This is a genomic window from Paenibacillus beijingensis (assembly GCF_000961095.1).
GTDB classification, from domain to species: domain Bacteria; phylum Bacillota; class Bacilli; order Paenibacillales; family Paenibacillaceae; genus Paenibacillus_O; species Paenibacillus_O beijingensis.
Genome location: NZ_CP011058.1, coordinates 5,130,209 through 5,147,435, shown reverse-complemented (window position 1 = coordinate 5,147,435; position 17,227 = coordinate 5,130,209). Strand labels below are relative to the sequence as shown.

Here is a 17,227-nt window from a genome sequence, read left to right as displayed (position 1 = left end):
GTGCGCCATAAGCCTATGCTTACGATGTGGTTTTGCCTCCGGCAAAACCTTAAGGAGGTTATCATGCTTGCAACTACTACCAAAAAAAGAACAGGATGATCAGCAAGAAAAGAAAATGATCAACCGAAGGCAGTTTCTGTTCCGGCTTAACTTGTTTTTCGTGGGTACGTTTGTCTTGTTCAGCGTTTTGATCATACGACTTGCGGTATTGCAGTTTGTCGAAGGACCGACATTAGCCGGCGTGCAGGAAAGGATCAGCTCGCGAAACGTGAAGACACCGCCGATCCGGGGCAATATTTATGATTCCACGGGTAAACCGATCGCGTACTCGACTTCGACGCAGTCGCTTTATTTTACGATTGAACCCGGGTTTAACAATTCGGAGGCACAGGCGCTTGCAGAGCGGTTAAAGGATGTCTTCATTAAGTACGGCAATCCGAAAGAGGCGCTAACCATTGATGAAATAATCGACAATATGGATTTGGAGTTCAGGCAAAACACCATCTCCGTTCCGCGGCGGATCAAGTCCGGGTTGACGAATAAGGAAATCGCCTATTTTTCCGAAAACCGTGACTTGTTCCAGGGAATCGACATTGTCGAGGAGAGCATCCGCCAATATGATACTAGTTCTGTCGCCGCGCAGCTGATCGGATACTTGAAGAAATATAAAGGTGCGCAAGACCTGGATTATTATAAGAAAAAAGCAGAAGAGGACGATCTAAAGCTGCAATATTTGGACGATGAAGAAGTAGGGTTCGACGGCTTGGAATATATGTATCAAGACATCCTTCGCGGCAAGAACGGCTTGAAGACGTACCCGATTAACGCATCCGGGCGGGTTGTCGGCCCCGCTCAAATTACGAAACCGGAGCAGGGAAGCGATTTGTATTTGACCATTAACGAAAATGTCCAGCTGAAGACCGAGCAAGCGATCATGGATCAAATACGCCATCTGCGTTCTTCCGGCAATCCGGCGGAAAAAGACGGAAGGAATGCCAGTACGGGCTATGCCGTAGCTATGGAAGTTAAGACCGGCAAAGTGATTGCGATGGCCAGTATGCCGGATTACGATCCGAATGTCTGGTCGGGAGGCAGTATTTCACCTCAGGAATGGGCTGAAAATTTTTATTTTATTCCAAACGGGGCGATCAATGGCGTTCAACCGCCATACAAAGAAGACCGTGAAAGAAGAAAACATCCGTCCTCTTTAGTCTACTTGGGATCGACGCAAAAGCCGCTTTCCATTTTGGTAGGCTTAAACGAGAAATTATTTTCGACAACATCGACATACAACGATACCGGAGCGTTCTATTTTGGCCGGGAGGGGACAAGTCGTGTTCGTATTGGCAATGCGGGGGGACATGCGTACGGATTATTGGATCCGGCAAAAGCAATTGCACGGTCTTCCAATCCTTTTATGTCGGCTATGGTTGGGAATAAATTGTATATGAAGTATAGAGGGGACGAAGGCGTCAACGTCTGGGATCGATATATGAATCAATTTGGTCTGGGCGTCTTGACAGGAAGCGGATTAATCGGTGAATCGGCCGGAGTTGTCGACTACTTCCACGAAGCCGAAGATGCAAGTGCCCAATCCGCCTTGGTTCGCGCCTCGTTTGGCCAGATGGGACGCTATACGACACTCCAGCTGGCTCAATATGCGGCGACGCTCGCAAGCCGGGGAAAACGGATGAAGCCGCAATTCGTAAATGAAATCCGTCATTCAAACGGGGATCTGATCCAAAGTTACAAACCGGAAATCCTTAATACGGTCGATTTTCCCCAAAGCTATTGGCAGGAAATTGAAACGGGGATGCAGCAGGTTGGCGTACAGGGATTTGACGGATTTCCATACCGCTTTTTGCGCAAAACCGGCACTTCCGAGCAAAGTGTCGCGGGAAAAAAAGTAAACAATGCCGTCTTTATCGCGGCAGCACCGGCGGAAAATCCGGTACTTGCCGTAGCGGTGGTCGTTCCGGAAGGCGGCTTCGGCGGTTGGGGAGCGGCGCCGATCGCCCGCAAAATATTCGACGCATACGATGATGAAATCGGGCTGACCGGCAAACCAAATCGTGGATAAAGTTTGCAAACCTAAGCGGCAAAATTTCATGCGCAAACCAGTATGCGAACAATGCGGCAAACAGCGGTTCGAGAGCAAAAATCAATCCTGTTCGGGTAGGAGTCGTATACTTTTGTGCGATTTGCTGGAGATAATTATACATTTGGGCTGCGCATTACGTTCGAGAATCAGCAATCGCTCCGCGAATACGCTACACACCCGGTGCACCAGCAGTTCGTTCAATCGTTAAATGGGATATTGGACAATGTCGTCGTTGTCGATTATCCAAAGCTTTAACTTAATGACTTAATAATCGTGTTCCTGAGAGCTTATTTACAAGACTCACTTTGGAAAAGCAGGAAGAAGCATGATGGGAAAGAGGAGATAGAAGAAAAAAACAGCGCTATCGATAGATCGGAACATCTCGATCATTGGCATGAGATAAGAGCATGTTCCGATATATCTTTCGCTATACAACATTTCGGCAGCGCTGACGATGCCCGATTAGTCTGAAGTAGGAGGCGGAGGATAAACTTTTTAAAAATTGTGATTGACTAATCAATCACAACATGGTACATTGTAATCAAGTTAGTGATTGACCAATTACAAATTTTATATGAGGTGATCCCATTGAAAAAAGCGATTGTGGTAGGAGCAACTGGCGGCACCGGCGCTTCGGTTACGGAGGAGCTAGTCAAGCGGGGGATTCAAACGGTGGCTTTCGGGCGATCGCGCGAGAAGCTGGAGAAGCTTAGAGCTAGTCTGGATAATCCGGAGCATTTATCGATTGCAGTAGGTGACGCTTTTCGTCCGGATGACATCGTCTTGGCTTCGGTAGGCGCTGACGTCTTGTTCCACTGCGCGAACGTGCCGTATCACGAAATGGTGAATAAGCTAATTCCTTTGGGCGAATCGGTGATGGAAGCCGCCCAGCGTCTGAGCTTGAAGGTGGTTGTGATCGACGGCATCTATCCCTATGGAAGAAGACAGATGGAGCGGGTAACCGAAGACCATCCGAAGGAGCCGCATACACGGAAGGGCAAGACGAGGCTCGCTTACGAGAAAATGCTGTTCGACAACCGGTGGAACCGGGCCAAGGTTATGATCGTCCGCTTGCCGGATTATTTCGGCCCAACGGCGAATGAAGCTTCTTATCTGGGCTCTACGCTTGAAGCGATTGCGGCCGGGAAAATGGCTTTTTTCATTGGCAATATGCGAGTCCCCCGGGAATTCGTCTACTTGCCGGATGCGGCGTTCATGATTGCGGAGCTCGCTGGCCGGGACGAGGCATATGGAGAGAACTGGCATATTCCGGGCGCAGGCTTAATCTCGGGCAAGGAGATCGTACGAATAGCCCGGCAAGCAAGCGGAAGCACCAAACCGGTCATTCCGCTCGGAAGAGGCGGGTTATCTTTGCTCGGCATGGCCGTGCCGGTCATGAAGGAGGTCGTAGAGATGCTCTATTTAACCGAAGAGCCGCTTGTATTGAGCGGGGACAAATACGAGCGCTTGATCGGACCGGTACGGGCGACGGCATTTGAAGAAGGATTAACCGTTACGGTTCGCGCGCTGCAAAGAAAAAAGGACTCTCTTTTAGTGGTTAATAGTAATTGATCAATCAATCCCTAAATTGATGAGGACAGGAAATGAAGCATCTGATTATCTACACACATTCAAGAAAAAGAAGTTTTAGTCGCGCGATTCTGGACGGAGCGGCGGAACACCAGTAATTAATTCATCAATCACTAAACTTAAAAAAGGAGAAATGAATCATGAATTCCATCGCACATCAGATACCGACGGGTCAGATATCGACGTCATTGCGCGTTAATCCATATCGCTGGTGGGCGCTCATCGCACTTGCGCTGGCCCAATTCCTCGTCGTTCTGGATGCCTCCATCGTCAACATCGCGCTTCCATCCCTGGGAGCGGAACTTCATCTGGATACGAATACGCTCAGTTGGGTGATAACGGCTTACGTGCTTCCTTTCGGAGGGCTGCTGCTCCTCGGCGGGAGACTGTCCGACCGGTACGGACATCGACGGTTGTTCATTGCCGGGGTCGCCGGATTCGCTGTCGCTTCGGCGGCAGCAGGATTCGCGAGTACGGGAACGTGGCTATTGACGGCTAGAGCGGTACAAGGCGCCGCGGCCGCGCTACTCGCTCCGGCGGCTCTTGCTCTGGTCACAAGGCTGTTCTCGGATCCGCGCGACCGGGCAAAGGCGCTTGGCATCTGGGGTGCGGTCGCCGGCGTAGGGAGCGTCGCGGGCGTTCTGCTCGGAGGAGTGTTAACTTCTTCCTTCGGATGGCCGTCGGTGTTCTATGTGAATGTTCCCATAGGCTTATTGGTTATTACGGTGACTCCGTTTCTTATCGCCAAAGATAAGCCGGGCGAACGAACAAGTCTGGATATGCCTGGAGCAGCCGCAGTTACGGCCGGCATTGCGACGCTAGTGGCCGCGCTCTCCGAAATCGAACGAGTCGGATGGACATCTCCGCTGACGTTGACGCTTGTCGGCGTCTCCACCATACTGATCGCCGCGTTCGTCTCCATCGAACGACGCGTCACAAATCCTCTTATGCCGCTGGGCGTATTTCGCAACAAGTCGATCTTAGGAGGCAATCTGGCGATGTTTCTCATCGGGGGAGCGACCACAGGTCTGTTCTTCGCGCTTTCGGTCTATATGCAGCAGGTGCTTCACTATGACGCCATGAAGGCGGGGCTTACCCAGCTTCCATTGGCTGGAGCGCTTGTCGCGATAGCGGGAGCGGCGCCGGCGGTAATCAAGAAACTCGGAACAGGGCGGACAGTTGCCGCTTCGTTATTCTTGTTAGCCGCAGGGTTGATCTGGCTGTCTTTTGCTCCGAGCGATGCATCTTTTGCCTTACATCTGCTTGGACCCAGTGTCGCAATTGGAATCGGATTGGGAGGGGCTTTCGTCGCCGGGACGGAATTGGCGGTCCATGGAGTGGCTGACAGCGAAGCGGGGATGGCAGCGGCCTTGTCAATACGAGCCAGCAAATCGGAGGAGCAATCGGGCTTGCCGTATTATCCACCTTATCATCAACCCGAACAAAAAATTTATTGGGTGAAGGAATGACCGAGCCGCAAGCGCTGACCGGAGGCTTCGCGTGGGTATTCCTTGGGGCGGCCGCCTTCGCCTTGATAGGGGCGATTATTGTCCTCACGGTTGTTCGGCCTTCCTTATCAAGGCGAGTTATCGATTGATCAATAATCAAGCGGAAAAGAGGTAATCGCTCATGACCAAGAAGAAAAGTTCTAAACGTCTGTTCAAATTCGGCGTTCCATTGCTGTTCTTACTTCTGATCGGCATCACGATTAGCGTTTATTTCTGGCAAATACGGCTTCAGAAACCGCAAGAGATCAATATGGCCGACCATCTGCATAGCTCAGGCGCTGTCTCAGCAACGGGAATGCATGATCACTCCGCGACAGCTGTTCCCTGCGAGGCGATCGTAGCCGGGGAGACTTCGGGGCCGGTCCGCCAGTTCGATCTGACGGCCGCACGCACCGTTCTGCAGCTGGACAACGGCAAGACGGCCGATGCGTGGACTTTCAACGGCTCTTCACCGGGTCCGGAGCTTCGCGTCAAGGAAGGCGATCGAGTCGTCGTGATGCTTCGCAACAAGGACATCGAGGACGGCGTTACGATTCATTGGCACGGGATCAATGTACCTTGTTCGCAGGATGGCATTGCGGGGGTGACGCAGAACGCCGTACAGCCCGGGGAACAGTTTACGTATACTTTTGTCGCGTCAGCTCCAGGTACTTATTGGTACCATTCTCATCAGATGAGTTCGATTCAGGCGAAAAAAGGGCTTCTCGGAACGATTATCGTCGAACCCAAGGAACCGTCCGCTCAGCTCTCTTCAGTTAAAGACGTATCCGCCCTCTATCAGCAGTTGGGTTCAACCTTTCTGTTGAATGGCAGCACCAAGGGACTGAATGTGCAGGGTGACGCTGGTGATCAAGTCAGACTTAGGCTGACAAATGGAGGCAACGAAACGATTAATTTCTCGGTCGACGGGGCTCCGTTCCAAGTTTTTGCGATGGACGGTCATGATGTGCATGAACCCGGCCTCTTGGACGGCGTTCTCATTCCGATTGGAGCCGGCCAACGCTACGATCTGCTCATCCGGCTCCCCGAATCGGGCAAAGTGGTCGTAAGAAACCAATCGGCCAAGAGCTTGCCGATTACACTCGGAAGCGGCAGCGATCCGGAACCATCGAATGGCGGAGAGATGTTCTCGTTCGTCGATTATGGCACCCCGATGCAAGACGACCCGCTACGAAAGCTCAAGCCTGACAGAAGCTTCGAGCTAAAACTCGGCCAATCTCTCTTCGTCAATACGATTAACGGCCGTTCTTTCCACGAAATACCTTCGATGACCGTGAAGGAGGGTGAGAGTGTACTCATTACTCTCGTCAATGAAGGAGGAGGCGATCATCCGTTCCACTTTCATGGCCACACCTTTCGCGTGCTCAGCAAAAACGGTATTCCGTTAAAGGGCAGCCCCGTCTATCTGGATACTCTTCTGACGAAGAAAGACGAAATCTACGAGGTGTACCTGGAGGCTAATAATCCCGGCTTATGGATGGCGCACTGCCATAATCTCGGACACGCCTCGATGGGGATGAGCATGATGTTGAACTATGAGGGAATTACGACACCGTTCCGGGTGGGAACCAAATCGGGCAACCTTCCCGATCTATGAAATCGATCAGTGAATGCTCCCTCCACCTAAACCAGAGAGGCGGGGGCTTCTTGCTTCTACGATCGCTGCCTTTCCATGGGGAAAGGTCTTACATGATCTCCACAAGCGTTCGATGCTTTCGCATCCCGTTCGGGGCAAACCCTCCCTACGGTGTTCGGTCTTTCAAGCTGACATTTCCAAGGCCCTCTGCAAAATGAGCTTGGCCGAGACGATGTCCCGGTCTTGAATAAGTCCACATGTGCGGCATTCATGGATGCGGACCGCTAGTGATTTCGAAACATCTGCGCCGCATAGGCAGGTCTGCGATGTGCCGTGGGCGGGCACTTGGACGAATCGCTTTCCCTGTTTTTCGGCTTTATAACCTAAGTACGTCATGAACCGTCTCCATCCGGCAGAGGAGATACTTTTGGCCAGACGGCGATTTCGTACCCTATTTCTGACTTTCAGGTTTTCCACCGCGATCAGATCATGGTCGCGAACCATGCGGTATGACTGCTTATGTAGAAAATCTTTTCGTTGCCTCGCTACTCGTTGCCTCGCTACTTTTTGATGGGTTTTGGCTACCCTTTGTTTGGCCGTGTGCCGATTTCTCGAACCTTTTGGTTTACGGGAAATCCAAAGCCGGGTTTTTCTTATTTGCTTTGTGCCGGTACTCCCGCGAAACAACACTTACGTTTGCGATCTTTTGGATACTATCCCGCTCGCTCAGGATAACGCTTGGAATAGATTCCTCCCATTTGAATAAAGGTTTCATACAGTACAGTATCTTCCTGAGTAAAAGGGATAGTGCCGCCAGGCTCTTAAATTCATGTCTATTAGTAACGGGTCAGGATCAATGAAAACAGTCGGTTAATTCATCTCTCGCGGCGCTATAAACGACAAACGATTGCTGGACCGATGGAGCTCTTTTTTTCAGTGACCAATCTCCCGCAATTCAGTAAATTATGTCGCAAACGCTGTGGAAGAAATTTGGAATATCTTTAAATTACCTCTCTTTCGTATACCACTTATTGTAAAACAAAGAAAAAAACTCTTTCTATGTTTTTACGACATCTTTTTTGCTATAATTCTATTTATATTAATTTAGTTATAGATTGGGAGAAACAATGAAAAAGTATTGGAAGAACACAAGTATGCTCATATTAGCCGGTCTTTTGACATTTGGTGGAATAGGGGAAGGGAGCGCTAGTGCGTTAAATCAGCCGAAACCGGTATCAATCCTGCTTGACGACGTACCTCTTCCATTTGACAGCGAGCCGAGAATTGAGAAAGGTGTTACTTTGGTTCCGTTTCGGGCCATAGCTGAAGCGCTGGGCATCAATGTGACATGGAACGCCGCAAATCAAACCATGCGTGCGTTAGGAACGGATGGAAGCGGTCATAAGATTGATGTGGAGTTAAGGATCGGCAGCAAAACCGCAGTCGTAAACGGCCGGAAAGCAGCGCTAAGCGGACCGCCTATTTTTCAAGGAGGAAGAGTTCTTATCCCGCTCGCATTCTTCGGAAAGCAATTCGGCGCAAAGGTGAGCTGGGACGGATTGAACCGTACCGTTGTCATTGCGTCGCCGCTGAAGAAGATAGAGCTGCTCGCTTTTTATGCGCTTTCTTCTTTCGATCAACGTTCTTTGATCCCTCAGTTCAATGAAGTCGCTTTCGGTTGGAGCCGCATCAATGATGACGGAGTATGGACGACAAGCGGGAAAGAATACAAATGGCCGCAGCCGGCGGGAGAAATTACTCCAGAATCCATAGTGCAGAATACGGCGATAGGGAACACCTCTCCATATTTAATGGTCTATTCCGGCGACAGCAAACGTGAATTGACGAAGATGCTCAGCGACACGTCCTTGCGCAACGCATCGATAACTTCGATCGTTAATACCGTTCAAGAAAAAGGGTTTCAAGGTGTCGTCATTGACTACGAGGGACTTGGTTGGAAGGAAGGGGCAGAAGAGCAAAAAAAATTGCTGAACGGCTATGTTAAGCTGCTTAACGACCAGCTGCCGAAAGGCGTCCAGTTATCAATTGCCGTTCCGCCTCCGAATGGGGCTTATAAGGGCTACGACTACACTTCGCTTTCGCGTATTGCCGACAAACTTATTCTTATGGCTTACGAGTATGTGCCGGACGGCCCCGAGCCGAACGATAAAGTCGATGAGGCCGTTCGGATGATGCTTGGTCTGGGTGTCCCTAAAAGTAAACTTATACTTGGTGTCTCTGTACATAGCGAGACGGAAAATACGATCACCGCGAAGATCGGTTTAGCGAAACGTTACGGTTTAAAAGGCGTCGCCTTCTGGCGTCTTGGGCTGTTAACGGCTGCTGAACAAAAAGCAATCTCGGACAGCGTTGTTAAATTAAATTGATTAACATTTCAGGCAAGGCACAAACATCTCCAATTTAAGATGGTGGGCCTTGCCTTTTCATCATATTGGTAGATGATGGTACAATAGTTAAAGATAATTGAATCTTGGGTGGCCGTGGGATCCCTTCGAAAGGAGGTGATACCATAAAGTATGAAAACACAATTGGATGACATCATCCGGAAAGGGATTATAGAAATATAGATTATAGATCGAATGAAAAAACGGCAATTTATCATTTCTATGAGAAGCTTCTGAAAATTAAAGATCTGTTAAAGCGTTCGTATTACCAAACAAATATTATTTAAGGAGAATATTTATTGTTTCCTTCAATTAAATCTTTTCAAAAACACGCATTAGGTATTCCTTTTATTGCAATTGTTATATTAATTCAAGTTATTCCATCGCTTCTTGCTGTTCTATTAGGTATATTTATTTTGCTCCTTTTTTTGAATAAATCATTCCGAACTCATAATATTTATATCACATGTATGATGTACATAAATGGATTTTGGATTTCAGATTATTTAAGTTCGGTAGTTTTAGATTCTGCCTTGTCCACAGAGTGGAGAGTGATTTTATCAAGAATGAGTCTTATTGGATTTATCCTGCCATTCTTCATCATGAATAAATTGAATAGAACCGAAATTAATTATCTGTCGGTTGGGTCGTTTCGTAACACGATTTACTTTCCTTTCATTTGGAAGGGGTTGTTCAAGGATCCGATTTGGAGATTTCTCATTATTTCTTCAAGTATTATTATAATTTCATTTAGTTTTGTCATTGATTTTAATCAACCGGACCTTATTTTATTGCTCATGTGTGCAGTAATGTTTTCAGTAGTCAATTCCATATTGGAAGAAATATTATGGAGAGGGTATATACTTAGTAGAATTGTAAGCCATTTTGGTGAGAAATATGGACTTATTATTACGAGTGTAGGATTTGGTTTTTATCATTACTCATTAGGAATTCCTTGGTTAGTCTGTGCGCTTTTTTCAATTTTCGGCATGATTATGGGTGGAGTTGCGATAAGGGCTCAAGGTTTATTGCCTACAATTATGATGCATTTCTTGATGAATATCATGTTTGTATTAATTGGCATTATTTTTTAGTGATTAAGAGAGACACACGCGCGAATTGTACGAATCCTCGGTCATAATCATCTTTTGATGTGCCGACGCTGCGCGGAGTTTGGGCGTCTGCTCTATATTTGCATGACGTCAGTGCAGCAACGAGCCGCTTACTCTAAGCTGAGGAAGCGGCTCCATTCTATTGATTTCTGTTTCAAGGAACACAGGGGATTATTGGATGTGACAAGATATTGATTATATTGCGGGAGATTTTTGGCAGTGGAAAAAGAAGGTTGCGGACAGTAACTTAACCGTTTGTTAAGATGGAAGCGACTTGAATTCCAATGAACGAATGAATGGAGAACCCGATATGAAAAAGGGAATCGCCATCATGCTGCTCGCCGCTTTGTGCCTGTTGCAATATATACTGCATTCTACCCCCGACCAGGATCCTTTTCTAATCACGGATTACAGCCGGCTCCATCCGGTTAAGGTAGAGAAAATCGTCAGGGGCAGGGAAGAGAAGCAGCTGATTGCTCTGCTGCATGAAGCAAAGGCAAGGAAATTGACCGTCTCGATCGCAGGACAGCGGCACAGCCAAGGCGGCCATACTTACTATAAAGACGGCATTGTCGTCGACATGACTTCTTTTAATAAAATTTTGTCCGTCGACCCGGCAGCGAGAAAGGTACGAGTGCAGGCAGGGGCGACCTGGAAGGATGTTCAGGATGCCGTTAACCCGTACGGCTTATCCGTGAAAACGATGCAATCGCAAAACATTTTCACTGTAGGCGGCTCCATCAGCATTAACGCTCACGGTCGGGATATCCGCAACGGTTCGTTGATCAAAAGCGTCGAGTCGTTCCGGCTGCTTACCGCAGACGGCCAAATTCGACAGGTCAGCCGTACCGAAAATGCCGATTTATTCCCGCTGGCATTGGGCGGATACGGGCTGTTCGGAATCATTTTGGATGTCACGCTGACTTTGACGGAAGACGAGGTTTATCGGGTATTGACAGAAGAAACGGATGTCCATTCATATGCGGACTACTTCCAAAAGTCTATTCAGGGCGACCCGGATATCCATCTTCACATTGCCCGTATTTCCGTAGCGCCCGACGGTTATCTCTCCGATATGTATGCCATCAACTACCGCGTCGACCAAACCATCACGCTTAACGAACATAATCAGTTAAAGACGCGGGAGGAATGGGTAATCCCGACTAAGCTTATCTTTAACTTGAACCGTTCGTTCGAATGGGGCAAAAAAGTGCTGTGGTCGATGCAAAAAGCATACTTCGCCAAGCAGCAGAATGCCGTATTAAGCCGCAACAATGCGATGCGCTCGGAGTCGAAGTTCATGGAGTATCATGAAGCGGGGAAAAACGACTTGCTGCAGGAATATTTTATCCCGATTCGGGAATTCTCCGGTTTTGTCGAAGATCTGAAGACGGTGCTGACTCAAGAGCATTTGAATCTGCTGAACATTACGGTCCGGTATGTCAACCGCGATCAGGAAGCGAAGCTGTCGTATGCAAGAGATGATATGTTCGCGCTTGTATGTCTTTTTAACGTTCCGCTTTCGGATGCGAAACAGGCCACGACCCGGCGAGGGATACAGCGAATTATTGATGAAGTTATCCGTCATCAAGGCACGTATTATTTGCCTTACGTCGGCTATCCGACTTTGGAGCAGTTTCGGGCAGCGTATCCGGAGAACAAAGCTTTCTTCGCAAAAAAGGACGAATACGATCCGGATCATCTTTTTATGAACCATTTCTTTGAACAGTATAGAGGGGACGAAACGTAGTGGAGATCAAGTGGCTCATCCGCTCCCAAAGCATCGTGACGCTGGCAGCCGGTATGATATATCCGTATTACCTGTTGTTTCTCAAAAATCTCGGAAACAGCTACTCGAAGTACGGGCTCGCGTTCGCCGTATTTACAATCAGTTCGGCACTTGCATCCCAATGGCTTGGAGCAAGGCTCGACCGGTATGGCCCGCTAGTGCTGGTCTTGAGCTCGCTAGGAATGACGGCGGCCATGCTGGCTTTTCCGTGGGTGGGCTCCTACTTCTGGGTAATCGTGCTGCAACTGCTGATGGGCACCTGCAGCGCCATGCAAAAAATGGGGGAGCGCCTGCTGCTAGCCGATGGGAGCCAGTCCGGGGTACGCGGACCCGTTCTAGCAAACTACCAGTTCTGGACGTCGGTTGCTTCAGGGTTTGCCGTCCTGATCGGCGGTTACCTGCTCGATTGGTTAACGATCAATGCCCTGTTCTACACGAGCGCCTTGCTCTACGCGGTTAGCTCGTGGGCTGTGTGGAAGCATCGGACAGGTTCAAGGCAATGAAGCTTTGCAACGAATACTCTGTCGAAGCGATAAGGAAATATAGAGTAGACGAAATGATGAACAATATGTTATAGTTCAAATTATTTGCACATATTTTATGGAACCAGGTGTCGAGTGGAAGCATTCGACTTAATAGGGAAACCGGTGAAATTCCGGTACGGTCGCGCCACTGTAAGCGGGGAGCTGCTCTATTGCCACTGTTTCAATGTTTGAAATGGGAAGGCTGTGAGCACAAGCTATGATCCGCAAGTCAGGAGACCTGCCTGTTCTATCAACACCATTGAACCTACGCGTAATAGGGAGGTGTAAGGCAGCAACTTGCGGGTGTGAGGTATGCCGTTAATCGGTTTGCCGATCGGAAGGCCCCTTGTTCATTTCCTTATACTAGTTCTGTTCGTAGGCATCTCCAATGGGGGTGCTTTTTTTGTTGCATTCCTAGAAGGGTGTTGTTTGTTCAGGGCAGCGGATTGCGAAATGATTGTAATGGATAGGGGGAGCGTTATGGCTGAAACAAAGGGCAAGCTGCTCATTATCGGATTTGGGCCTGGAGCATTTGAACATATTACGGAGCGGGCGCGGCAGGCGATCGAGGAGAGCGACGTTATTATCGGCTACAACACTTACGTCGATCTCATTCGCGGGCTTTTGACCGATCAGGAAATTGTGCGGACGGGAATGACGGAAGAAGTTAGCCGTGCGCAGGAAGCGGTACGTCAGGCAGAGATGGGAAAAAAAGTCGCGGTCATCTCCAGCGGCGATTCCGGGGTATACGGCATGGCCGGACTCGTCTACGAGGTGCTGATCGAGAAAGGCTGGAAGCCGGCATCGGGCGTAGAGGTCGAAGTTGTTCCGGGCATTTCTGCGATTAATTCATGTGCTTCGCTTCTTGGAGCACCTGTGATGCACGATGCGTGCACGATCAGCTTAAGCGATCATTTGACACCATGGGAGACGATCGCAAAGCGGGTGGATGCGGCAGCGTCCGCTGATTTTATTATTGCGCTGTACAATCCGCGAAGCGGGAGACGCACCCGCCAGATTGTGGAGACGCAGCGCATCTTGCTGAAATACCGTTCGCCGGAAACGCCGGTCGGTCTCGTCAAAAGCGCTTATCGTGACCGCGAGCAGGTGATATTAACGACGCTCGGCTCCATGCTGGACCATGACATCGGGATGCTGACGACGGTTATCATCGGCAACTCCACGACGTCTGTTTATCAAGGTTTAATGATAACGCCGCGCGGTTACCAGCGTAAATATACGCTGCAAACGGACGAGCAGCCGCTTAAGCCTCATGAGCGACTGCGCACGGAGGCGGAGCCATGGTCGCTAAACGCCCGCGAGGAAAAAAAGGACATGCGAGAAGAGGCGGATGAACCTGAAGTGGTCGAGGCGGCGCAGGCGGTACGGACCAGCGTGCCGGAGGCTCCGGTTGCGCTGGCGATGGAGGCTCTTGGCGCATTGGAGGCAAAAGGCATCATACAGGGCGGATACGCAGTCCATGCGAAGTCGCAGCCGCCTGCCCGCCGGCAGGTCGCCGTTTTCGAAGTGGGCGTTGCGCCAGGCATCGCGAACAAAAAGTTCAGCGCCCGGCAGATGGCGCTGCTCGCAGAGCTTGCAGGCGATAAAGGGGAGATGGAATATACGCCCCATCATCAAATTATTATCCGGGTGGAAACGGAAGATCCGGCGGATATCGTCGCCAGGCTGAAGGCGCAAAAGCTGCTTGTGTTTCCGATCGGGGACGTGGCGCAGATCAAAGCGTGCGATTTTTGCAACCTGGAAAAAGACGAAGCGATCCCGGTCGCGGAGGAGCTGAACAGGCTGATCGGTGGGTTGAAGACGCCGAAGGAATTCAAGATCGGTCTAAACGGATGCGGAATGGCTTGTTACGGAGCGGTACTTGAGGATATCGGCATCGTGTACCGCCGCGGGGCGTACGACTTATTCCTGGGCGGGAAAACGATCGGACGCAACGCGCATGCGGCGCAGCCGGTGGCGGAAGGCATTTCGGCGGAAGAGATTGTACCGACGGTCGAGCGGATTTTCCGGCAATATGCCGAGCAAGGGCATCCGAACGAGCGGTTTCATAAATTTTTCAAGCGCGTCGGCATGATTACAGGATTCGAGCATCGGGATTTCGTACCCCCCGTTGCAGTAGATGCCGTTTGCGGCGATTAATGAGGGGGAATGGAAATGGAAGCAATTTTGCTCGTTGGCCATGGCAGCCGGGATCCGGAGGGAAACGAAGAACTGCTGCGGTTTGCGGAAATGGTGCGCACTAAGGCTCCGCAATTTTTAATCGAAACGTGTTTTTTGGAATTCGCCAAACCGGCCATTAATCAAGGCATTGAGAACTGCGTTAGCCGCGGAGCGACAAGAGTCGTGCTCGTGCCGATCATTTTGTTTGCGGCGGGACATGCGAAGCTGCATATCCCGGATGCGATCGACCATGCAAAGCGGAAATATCATGACGTGCAGTTCGTGTACGGAAGGCCGATCGGCGTGCACCAGAAGGTGGTAAACATTTTGAGGTCCCGGCTGTCTGAGGCGGGGTACATAGAAGGGCTTGAGAGCGGTGCCCGCGATCAGCAAACAGCGGTGCTGCTGCTTGGCAGGGGTAGCAGCGACAGCGATGCGAACAGCGATTTTTATAAAATGGCGCGTTTGTTCTGGGAGCAGGTCCCGGTCAAATGGACGGAAAGCAGCTTTATCGGCGTAACGGAGCCTTCTTTCGAAGACGGGCTGGAACGGTGTCTGCAGCTGGGGGCAAAGACGATTTACGTGCTCCCTTATTTCTTGTTCACGGGTGTGCTGATTAAGCGGATTGAACAGATGGTTGCGGAATTTGCCGCACAGCATCCTGATTGTAAAGTCGTGCTGGCCGACTATTTTGGCTTCCATCCCGAGCTTGCAGAGCTGCTGATCGAACGGGTGGCGGAGGCGAGCGAAGGCCGCGCATTCATGAACTGCGACATGTGCAAATACCGCCTGCAGGCAGCTGCGGAGATAGACCACCACCATCATCACGATCACGACCATCACGATCACGACCATCACGATCATGACCATCATGCTCACGGTCATGACCACGAGCATGATCATCATCATACCGATAAAACTCCGGCAGGCGCATAGCCGACATTCGTTTAACGGGACGGTCAGACATTGAAGGAGGAAAAACGATGATCTTTATGCTTTGCGGAACGAGCGATGCGCGGGAACTGGCGCTGCGGATCAGGCAAAGCGGCGCCGGGCTGCTTACGTCGGTTGTGACGGACAGCGCGGCCAAAAGCTTGCAGGATGAGGGGCTGGACGTGCGGATCGGTCGCCTGACCGACCGAGAAATGACGGAACTGCTTAAGAGCGGTGGCTTCCGCGCGGTTGTCGATGCGAGCCATCCGTTCGCCGAGGAGGCTCACCGCAACGCGATGCAGGCGGCGAGACAAGCCGGCATTCCGTATATCCGCTATGAGCGGGCATCGCTTGTCTATGATAACCATCCCGGGTTGACGGTTGTGCCGGGATATGAGGAAGCCGCTCTAGAAGCGAAGCGCCGCAAAGGCTCCATCATGCTGACCACGGGCAGCAAAACACTGCATATCTTTGCGAAGCATTTGGCAGGAGAACCGGAAATCCGGCTCGTCGCCCGGATGCTGCCGCGCCGCGACAATATGGAGAAGTGCGAGGAGCTTGGCATCGAGCAAAAAAATATTATCGCCATTCAAGGGCCTTTTACAAGGGAAATGAACGAGGCCTTATATCGCCAATTCGGAACTACGGTTATGGTGACGAAGGAAAGCGGCACTACGGGTGCTGTCGATGAAAAAGTGGAAACGGCGCTTCGGCTCGGAATCGATGTCATTTTAATATCGAGGCCGGAAATTGAATTCGGGACGGTATTTGCGGATTACGAAGGCGTGCTTGCGCAATTGCAGGCGATGACCGGTTAGATTTTGATTTGGATGACCATTTGAGGAGGGGTATTATGGATTTTAGAACGGAATTTAAGCCGCTGACGATCCAGCCGCAGGAAATTGAAGATAAAAGCTTCGCCATGATAACCGAGGAGCTCGGCGAGCATCCGTTTACGGAGCTGCAATATCCGGTCGTACAGCGTGTCATCCACGCATCGGCGGATTTTGAGCTCGGCCGCAGTCTCGTTTTCCATCCGGATGCGATCGAGGCCGGCATTGCAGCAATTCGAAGAGGAGAGACCGTCGTTGCGGACGTGCAAATGGTGCAGGTCGGCACGAGCAAGGAACGCATCCGCAAATACGGCGGTGATGTGGCCGTTTATATCTCCGATCCCGACGTAATGGAAGAAGCGAAGCGGCTGAACACGACGCGTGCCATTATCTCGATGCGCAAAGCGGTTCGCAGCGCCGAAGGCGGCATTTACGCGATCGGCAACGCGCCGACGGCGCTGCTTGAATTGATCCGTCTTGTCAAAGAAGGCATCGCGAAGCCGAGCCTTGTAATCGGCATGCCGGTAGGCTTCGTTTCGGCGGCGGAATCGAAGGATGAGCTGCGCAAGCTCGATATTCCTTTTATTACGAACATCGGCCGCAAAGGCGGCAGCACGATTGTTGTGGCTGCGCTGAACGCGCTTTCGATCATGGCCGATAAACGCGGCTAAACGA

14 protein-coding genes, 1 pseudogene and 1 riboswitch are annotated in these 17,227 nt (G+C 50.4%); of the genes and pseudogenes, 13 read left to right on the top strand and 2 right to left on the bottom strand.

Annotation, left to right across the window (positions count from 1 at the left end):
• Positions 1–67: 67 nt before the first annotated feature.
• The gene (locus VN24_RS23230) at positions 68–2,080 is read left to right on the top strand and encodes a peptidoglycan D,D-transpeptidase FtsI family protein (protein ID WP_338012196.1); all 2,013 of its coding nucleotides are present in this window, start codon (positions 68–70) and stop codon (positions 2,078–2,080) included.
• A gap of 10 nt (positions 2,081–2,090) precedes the next feature.
• Here the strand turns inward: VN24_RS23230 and VN24_RS28305 are convergent.
• Positions 2,091–2,207 (bottom strand): annotated as a pseudogene (locus tag VN24_RS28305) (DMT family transporter); the annotation flags it as partial.
• Between VN24_RS28305 and VN24_RS27170 the strand changes: the two are divergent.
• The 4 genes from VN24_RS27170 to VN24_RS23210 all read left to right on the top strand — a co-directional run bounded on the left by VN24_RS27170 (position 2,195) and on the right by VN24_RS23210 (position 6,796).
• Positions 2,195–2,356 carry a Dabb family protein gene (locus VN24_RS27170; RefSeq protein WP_082084085.1) on the top strand — a complete coding sequence of 54 codons (162 nt, stop codon included), beginning with the start codon at positions 2,195–2,197 and terminating at the stop codon, positions 2,354–2,356. The pseudogene VN24_RS28305 and the gene VN24_RS27170 sit on opposite strands and share 13 nt — an antisense overlap.
• A 333-nt stretch (positions 2,357–2,689) precedes the next feature.
• Complete coding sequence (locus VN24_RS23220) at positions 2,690–3,673, top strand: NAD-dependent epimerase/dehydratase family protein (protein ID WP_193790083.1); 984 nt, start codon at positions 2,690–2,692, stop codon at positions 3,671–3,673.
• A gap of 158 nt (positions 3,674–3,831) precedes the next feature.
• The gene (locus VN24_RS23215; RefSeq protein WP_202967402.1) at positions 3,832–5,160 is read left to right on the top strand and encodes an MFS transporter; all 1,329 of its coding nucleotides are present in this window, start codon (positions 3,832–3,834) and stop codon (positions 5,158–5,160) included.
• A gap of 160 nt (positions 5,161–5,320) precedes the next feature.
• Entirely contained in the window at positions 5,321–6,796 is a 1,476-nt protein-coding gene (locus tag VN24_RS23210) for a multicopper oxidase family protein (RefSeq protein ID WP_045672362.1), read from the top strand.
• 162 nt (positions 6,797–6,958) lie between these two features.
• Here the strand turns inward: VN24_RS23210 and VN24_RS28745 are convergent, their stop codons facing one another.
• Positions 6,959–7,465, bottom strand: a complete 507-nt coding sequence (locus tag VN24_RS28745; RefSeq protein ID WP_420798584.1) for an RNA-guided endonuclease InsQ/TnpB family protein — start codon at positions 7,463–7,465, stop codon at positions 6,959–6,961.
• 437 nt (positions 7,466–7,902) lie between these two features.
• Between VN24_RS28745 and VN24_RS23200 the strand changes: the two genes are divergently transcribed.
• The 8 genes from VN24_RS23200 to VN24_RS23165 all read left to right on the top strand — a co-directional run bounded on the left by VN24_RS23200 (position 7,903) and on the right by VN24_RS23165 (position 17,223).
• The gene (locus tag VN24_RS23200; RefSeq protein WP_045672361.1) at positions 7,903–9,162 is read left to right on the top strand and encodes a stalk domain-containing protein; all 1,260 of its coding nucleotides are present in this window, start codon (positions 7,903–7,905) and stop codon (positions 9,160–9,162) included.
• Between the two features lie 317 nt (positions 9,163–9,479).
• A complete protein-coding gene (locus tag VN24_RS23195) occupies positions 9,480–10,274 on the top strand; it encodes a CPBP family intramembrane glutamic endopeptidase (RefSeq protein ID WP_045672360.1) in 795 nt (264 codons plus the stop codon).
• Positions 10,275–10,602: 328 nt separating this feature from the next.
• Positions 10,603–12,042, top strand: coding sequence for an FAD-binding oxidoreductase (locus VN24_RS23190; protein ID WP_045672359.1), 1,440 nt, complete (start codon positions 10,603–10,605; stop codon positions 12,040–12,042).
• Positions 12,042–12,584 (top strand): MFS transporter, encoded by a 543-nt coding sequence (locus VN24_RS23185; RefSeq protein WP_045672358.1) that lies wholly within the window; start codon positions 12,042–12,044, stop codon positions 12,582–12,584. Before VN24_RS23190 ends, VN24_RS23185 begins: the two co-directional genes overlap by 1 nt.
• Positions 12,585–12,671: 87 nt before the next feature.
• Positions 12,672–12,865: riboswitch (cobalamin riboswitch) on the top strand.
• A 220-nt stretch (positions 12,866–13,085) separates the two neighbouring features.
• A complete protein-coding gene (gene cobJ / locus VN24_RS23180) occupies positions 13,086–14,765 on the top strand; it encodes a precorrin-3B C(17)-methyltransferase (RefSeq protein ID WP_045672357.1) in 1,680 nt (559 codons plus the stop codon).
• A 15-nt stretch (positions 14,766–14,780) separates the two neighbouring features.
• The gene (locus VN24_RS23175; protein WP_045672356.1) at positions 14,781–15,722 is read left to right on the top strand and encodes a sirohydrochlorin chelatase; all 942 of its coding nucleotides are present in this window, start codon (positions 14,781–14,783) and stop codon (positions 15,720–15,722) included.
• Positions 15,723–15,769: 47 nt separating this feature from the next.
• Positions 15,770–16,537 (top strand): precorrin-6A reductase, encoded by a 768-nt coding sequence (cobK, locus tag VN24_RS23170; RefSeq protein ID WP_045672355.1) that lies wholly within the window; start codon positions 15,770–15,772, stop codon positions 16,535–16,537.
• Positions 16,538–16,572: 35 nt separating this feature from the next.
• A complete protein-coding gene (locus VN24_RS23165) occupies positions 16,573–17,223 on the top strand; it encodes a precorrin-8X methylmutase (protein WP_045672354.1) in 651 nt (216 codons plus the stop codon).
• Positions 17,224–17,227 lie beyond the last annotated feature (4 nt).

Excerpts from the sequence above, each read along its gene's own strand:
- VN24_RS23215 (WP_202967402.1), top strand. The coding sequence starts at position 3,832 with ATGAATTCCATCGCACATCAGATACCGACGGGTCAGATATCGACGTCA.
- VN24_RS23210 (WP_045672362.1), top strand. The coding sequence starts at position 5,321 with ATGACCAAGAAGAAAAGTTCTAAACGTCTGTTCAAATTCGGCGTTCCA.
- VN24_RS23200 (WP_045672361.1), top strand. The coding sequence starts at position 7,903 with ATGAAAAAGTATTGGAAGAACACAAGTATGCTCATATTAGCCGGTCTT.
- VN24_RS23190 (WP_045672359.1), top strand. The coding sequence starts at position 10,603 with ATGAAAAAGGGAATCGCCATCATGCTGCTCGCCGCTTTGTGCCTGTTG.
- cobJ (WP_045672357.1), top strand. The coding sequence starts at position 13,086 with ATGGCTGAAACAAAGGGCAAGCTGCTCATTATCGGATTTGGGCCTGGA.
- VN24_RS23175 (WP_045672356.1), top strand. The coding sequence starts at position 14,781 with ATGGAAGCAATTTTGCTCGTTGGCCATGGCAGCCGGGATCCGGAGGGA.
- cobK (WP_045672355.1), top strand. The coding sequence starts at position 15,770 with ATGATCTTTATGCTTTGCGGAACGAGCGATGCGCGGGAACTGGCGCTG.
- VN24_RS23165 (WP_045672354.1), top strand. The coding sequence starts at position 16,573 with ATGGATTTTAGAACGGAATTTAAGCCGCTGACGATCCAGCCGCAGGAA.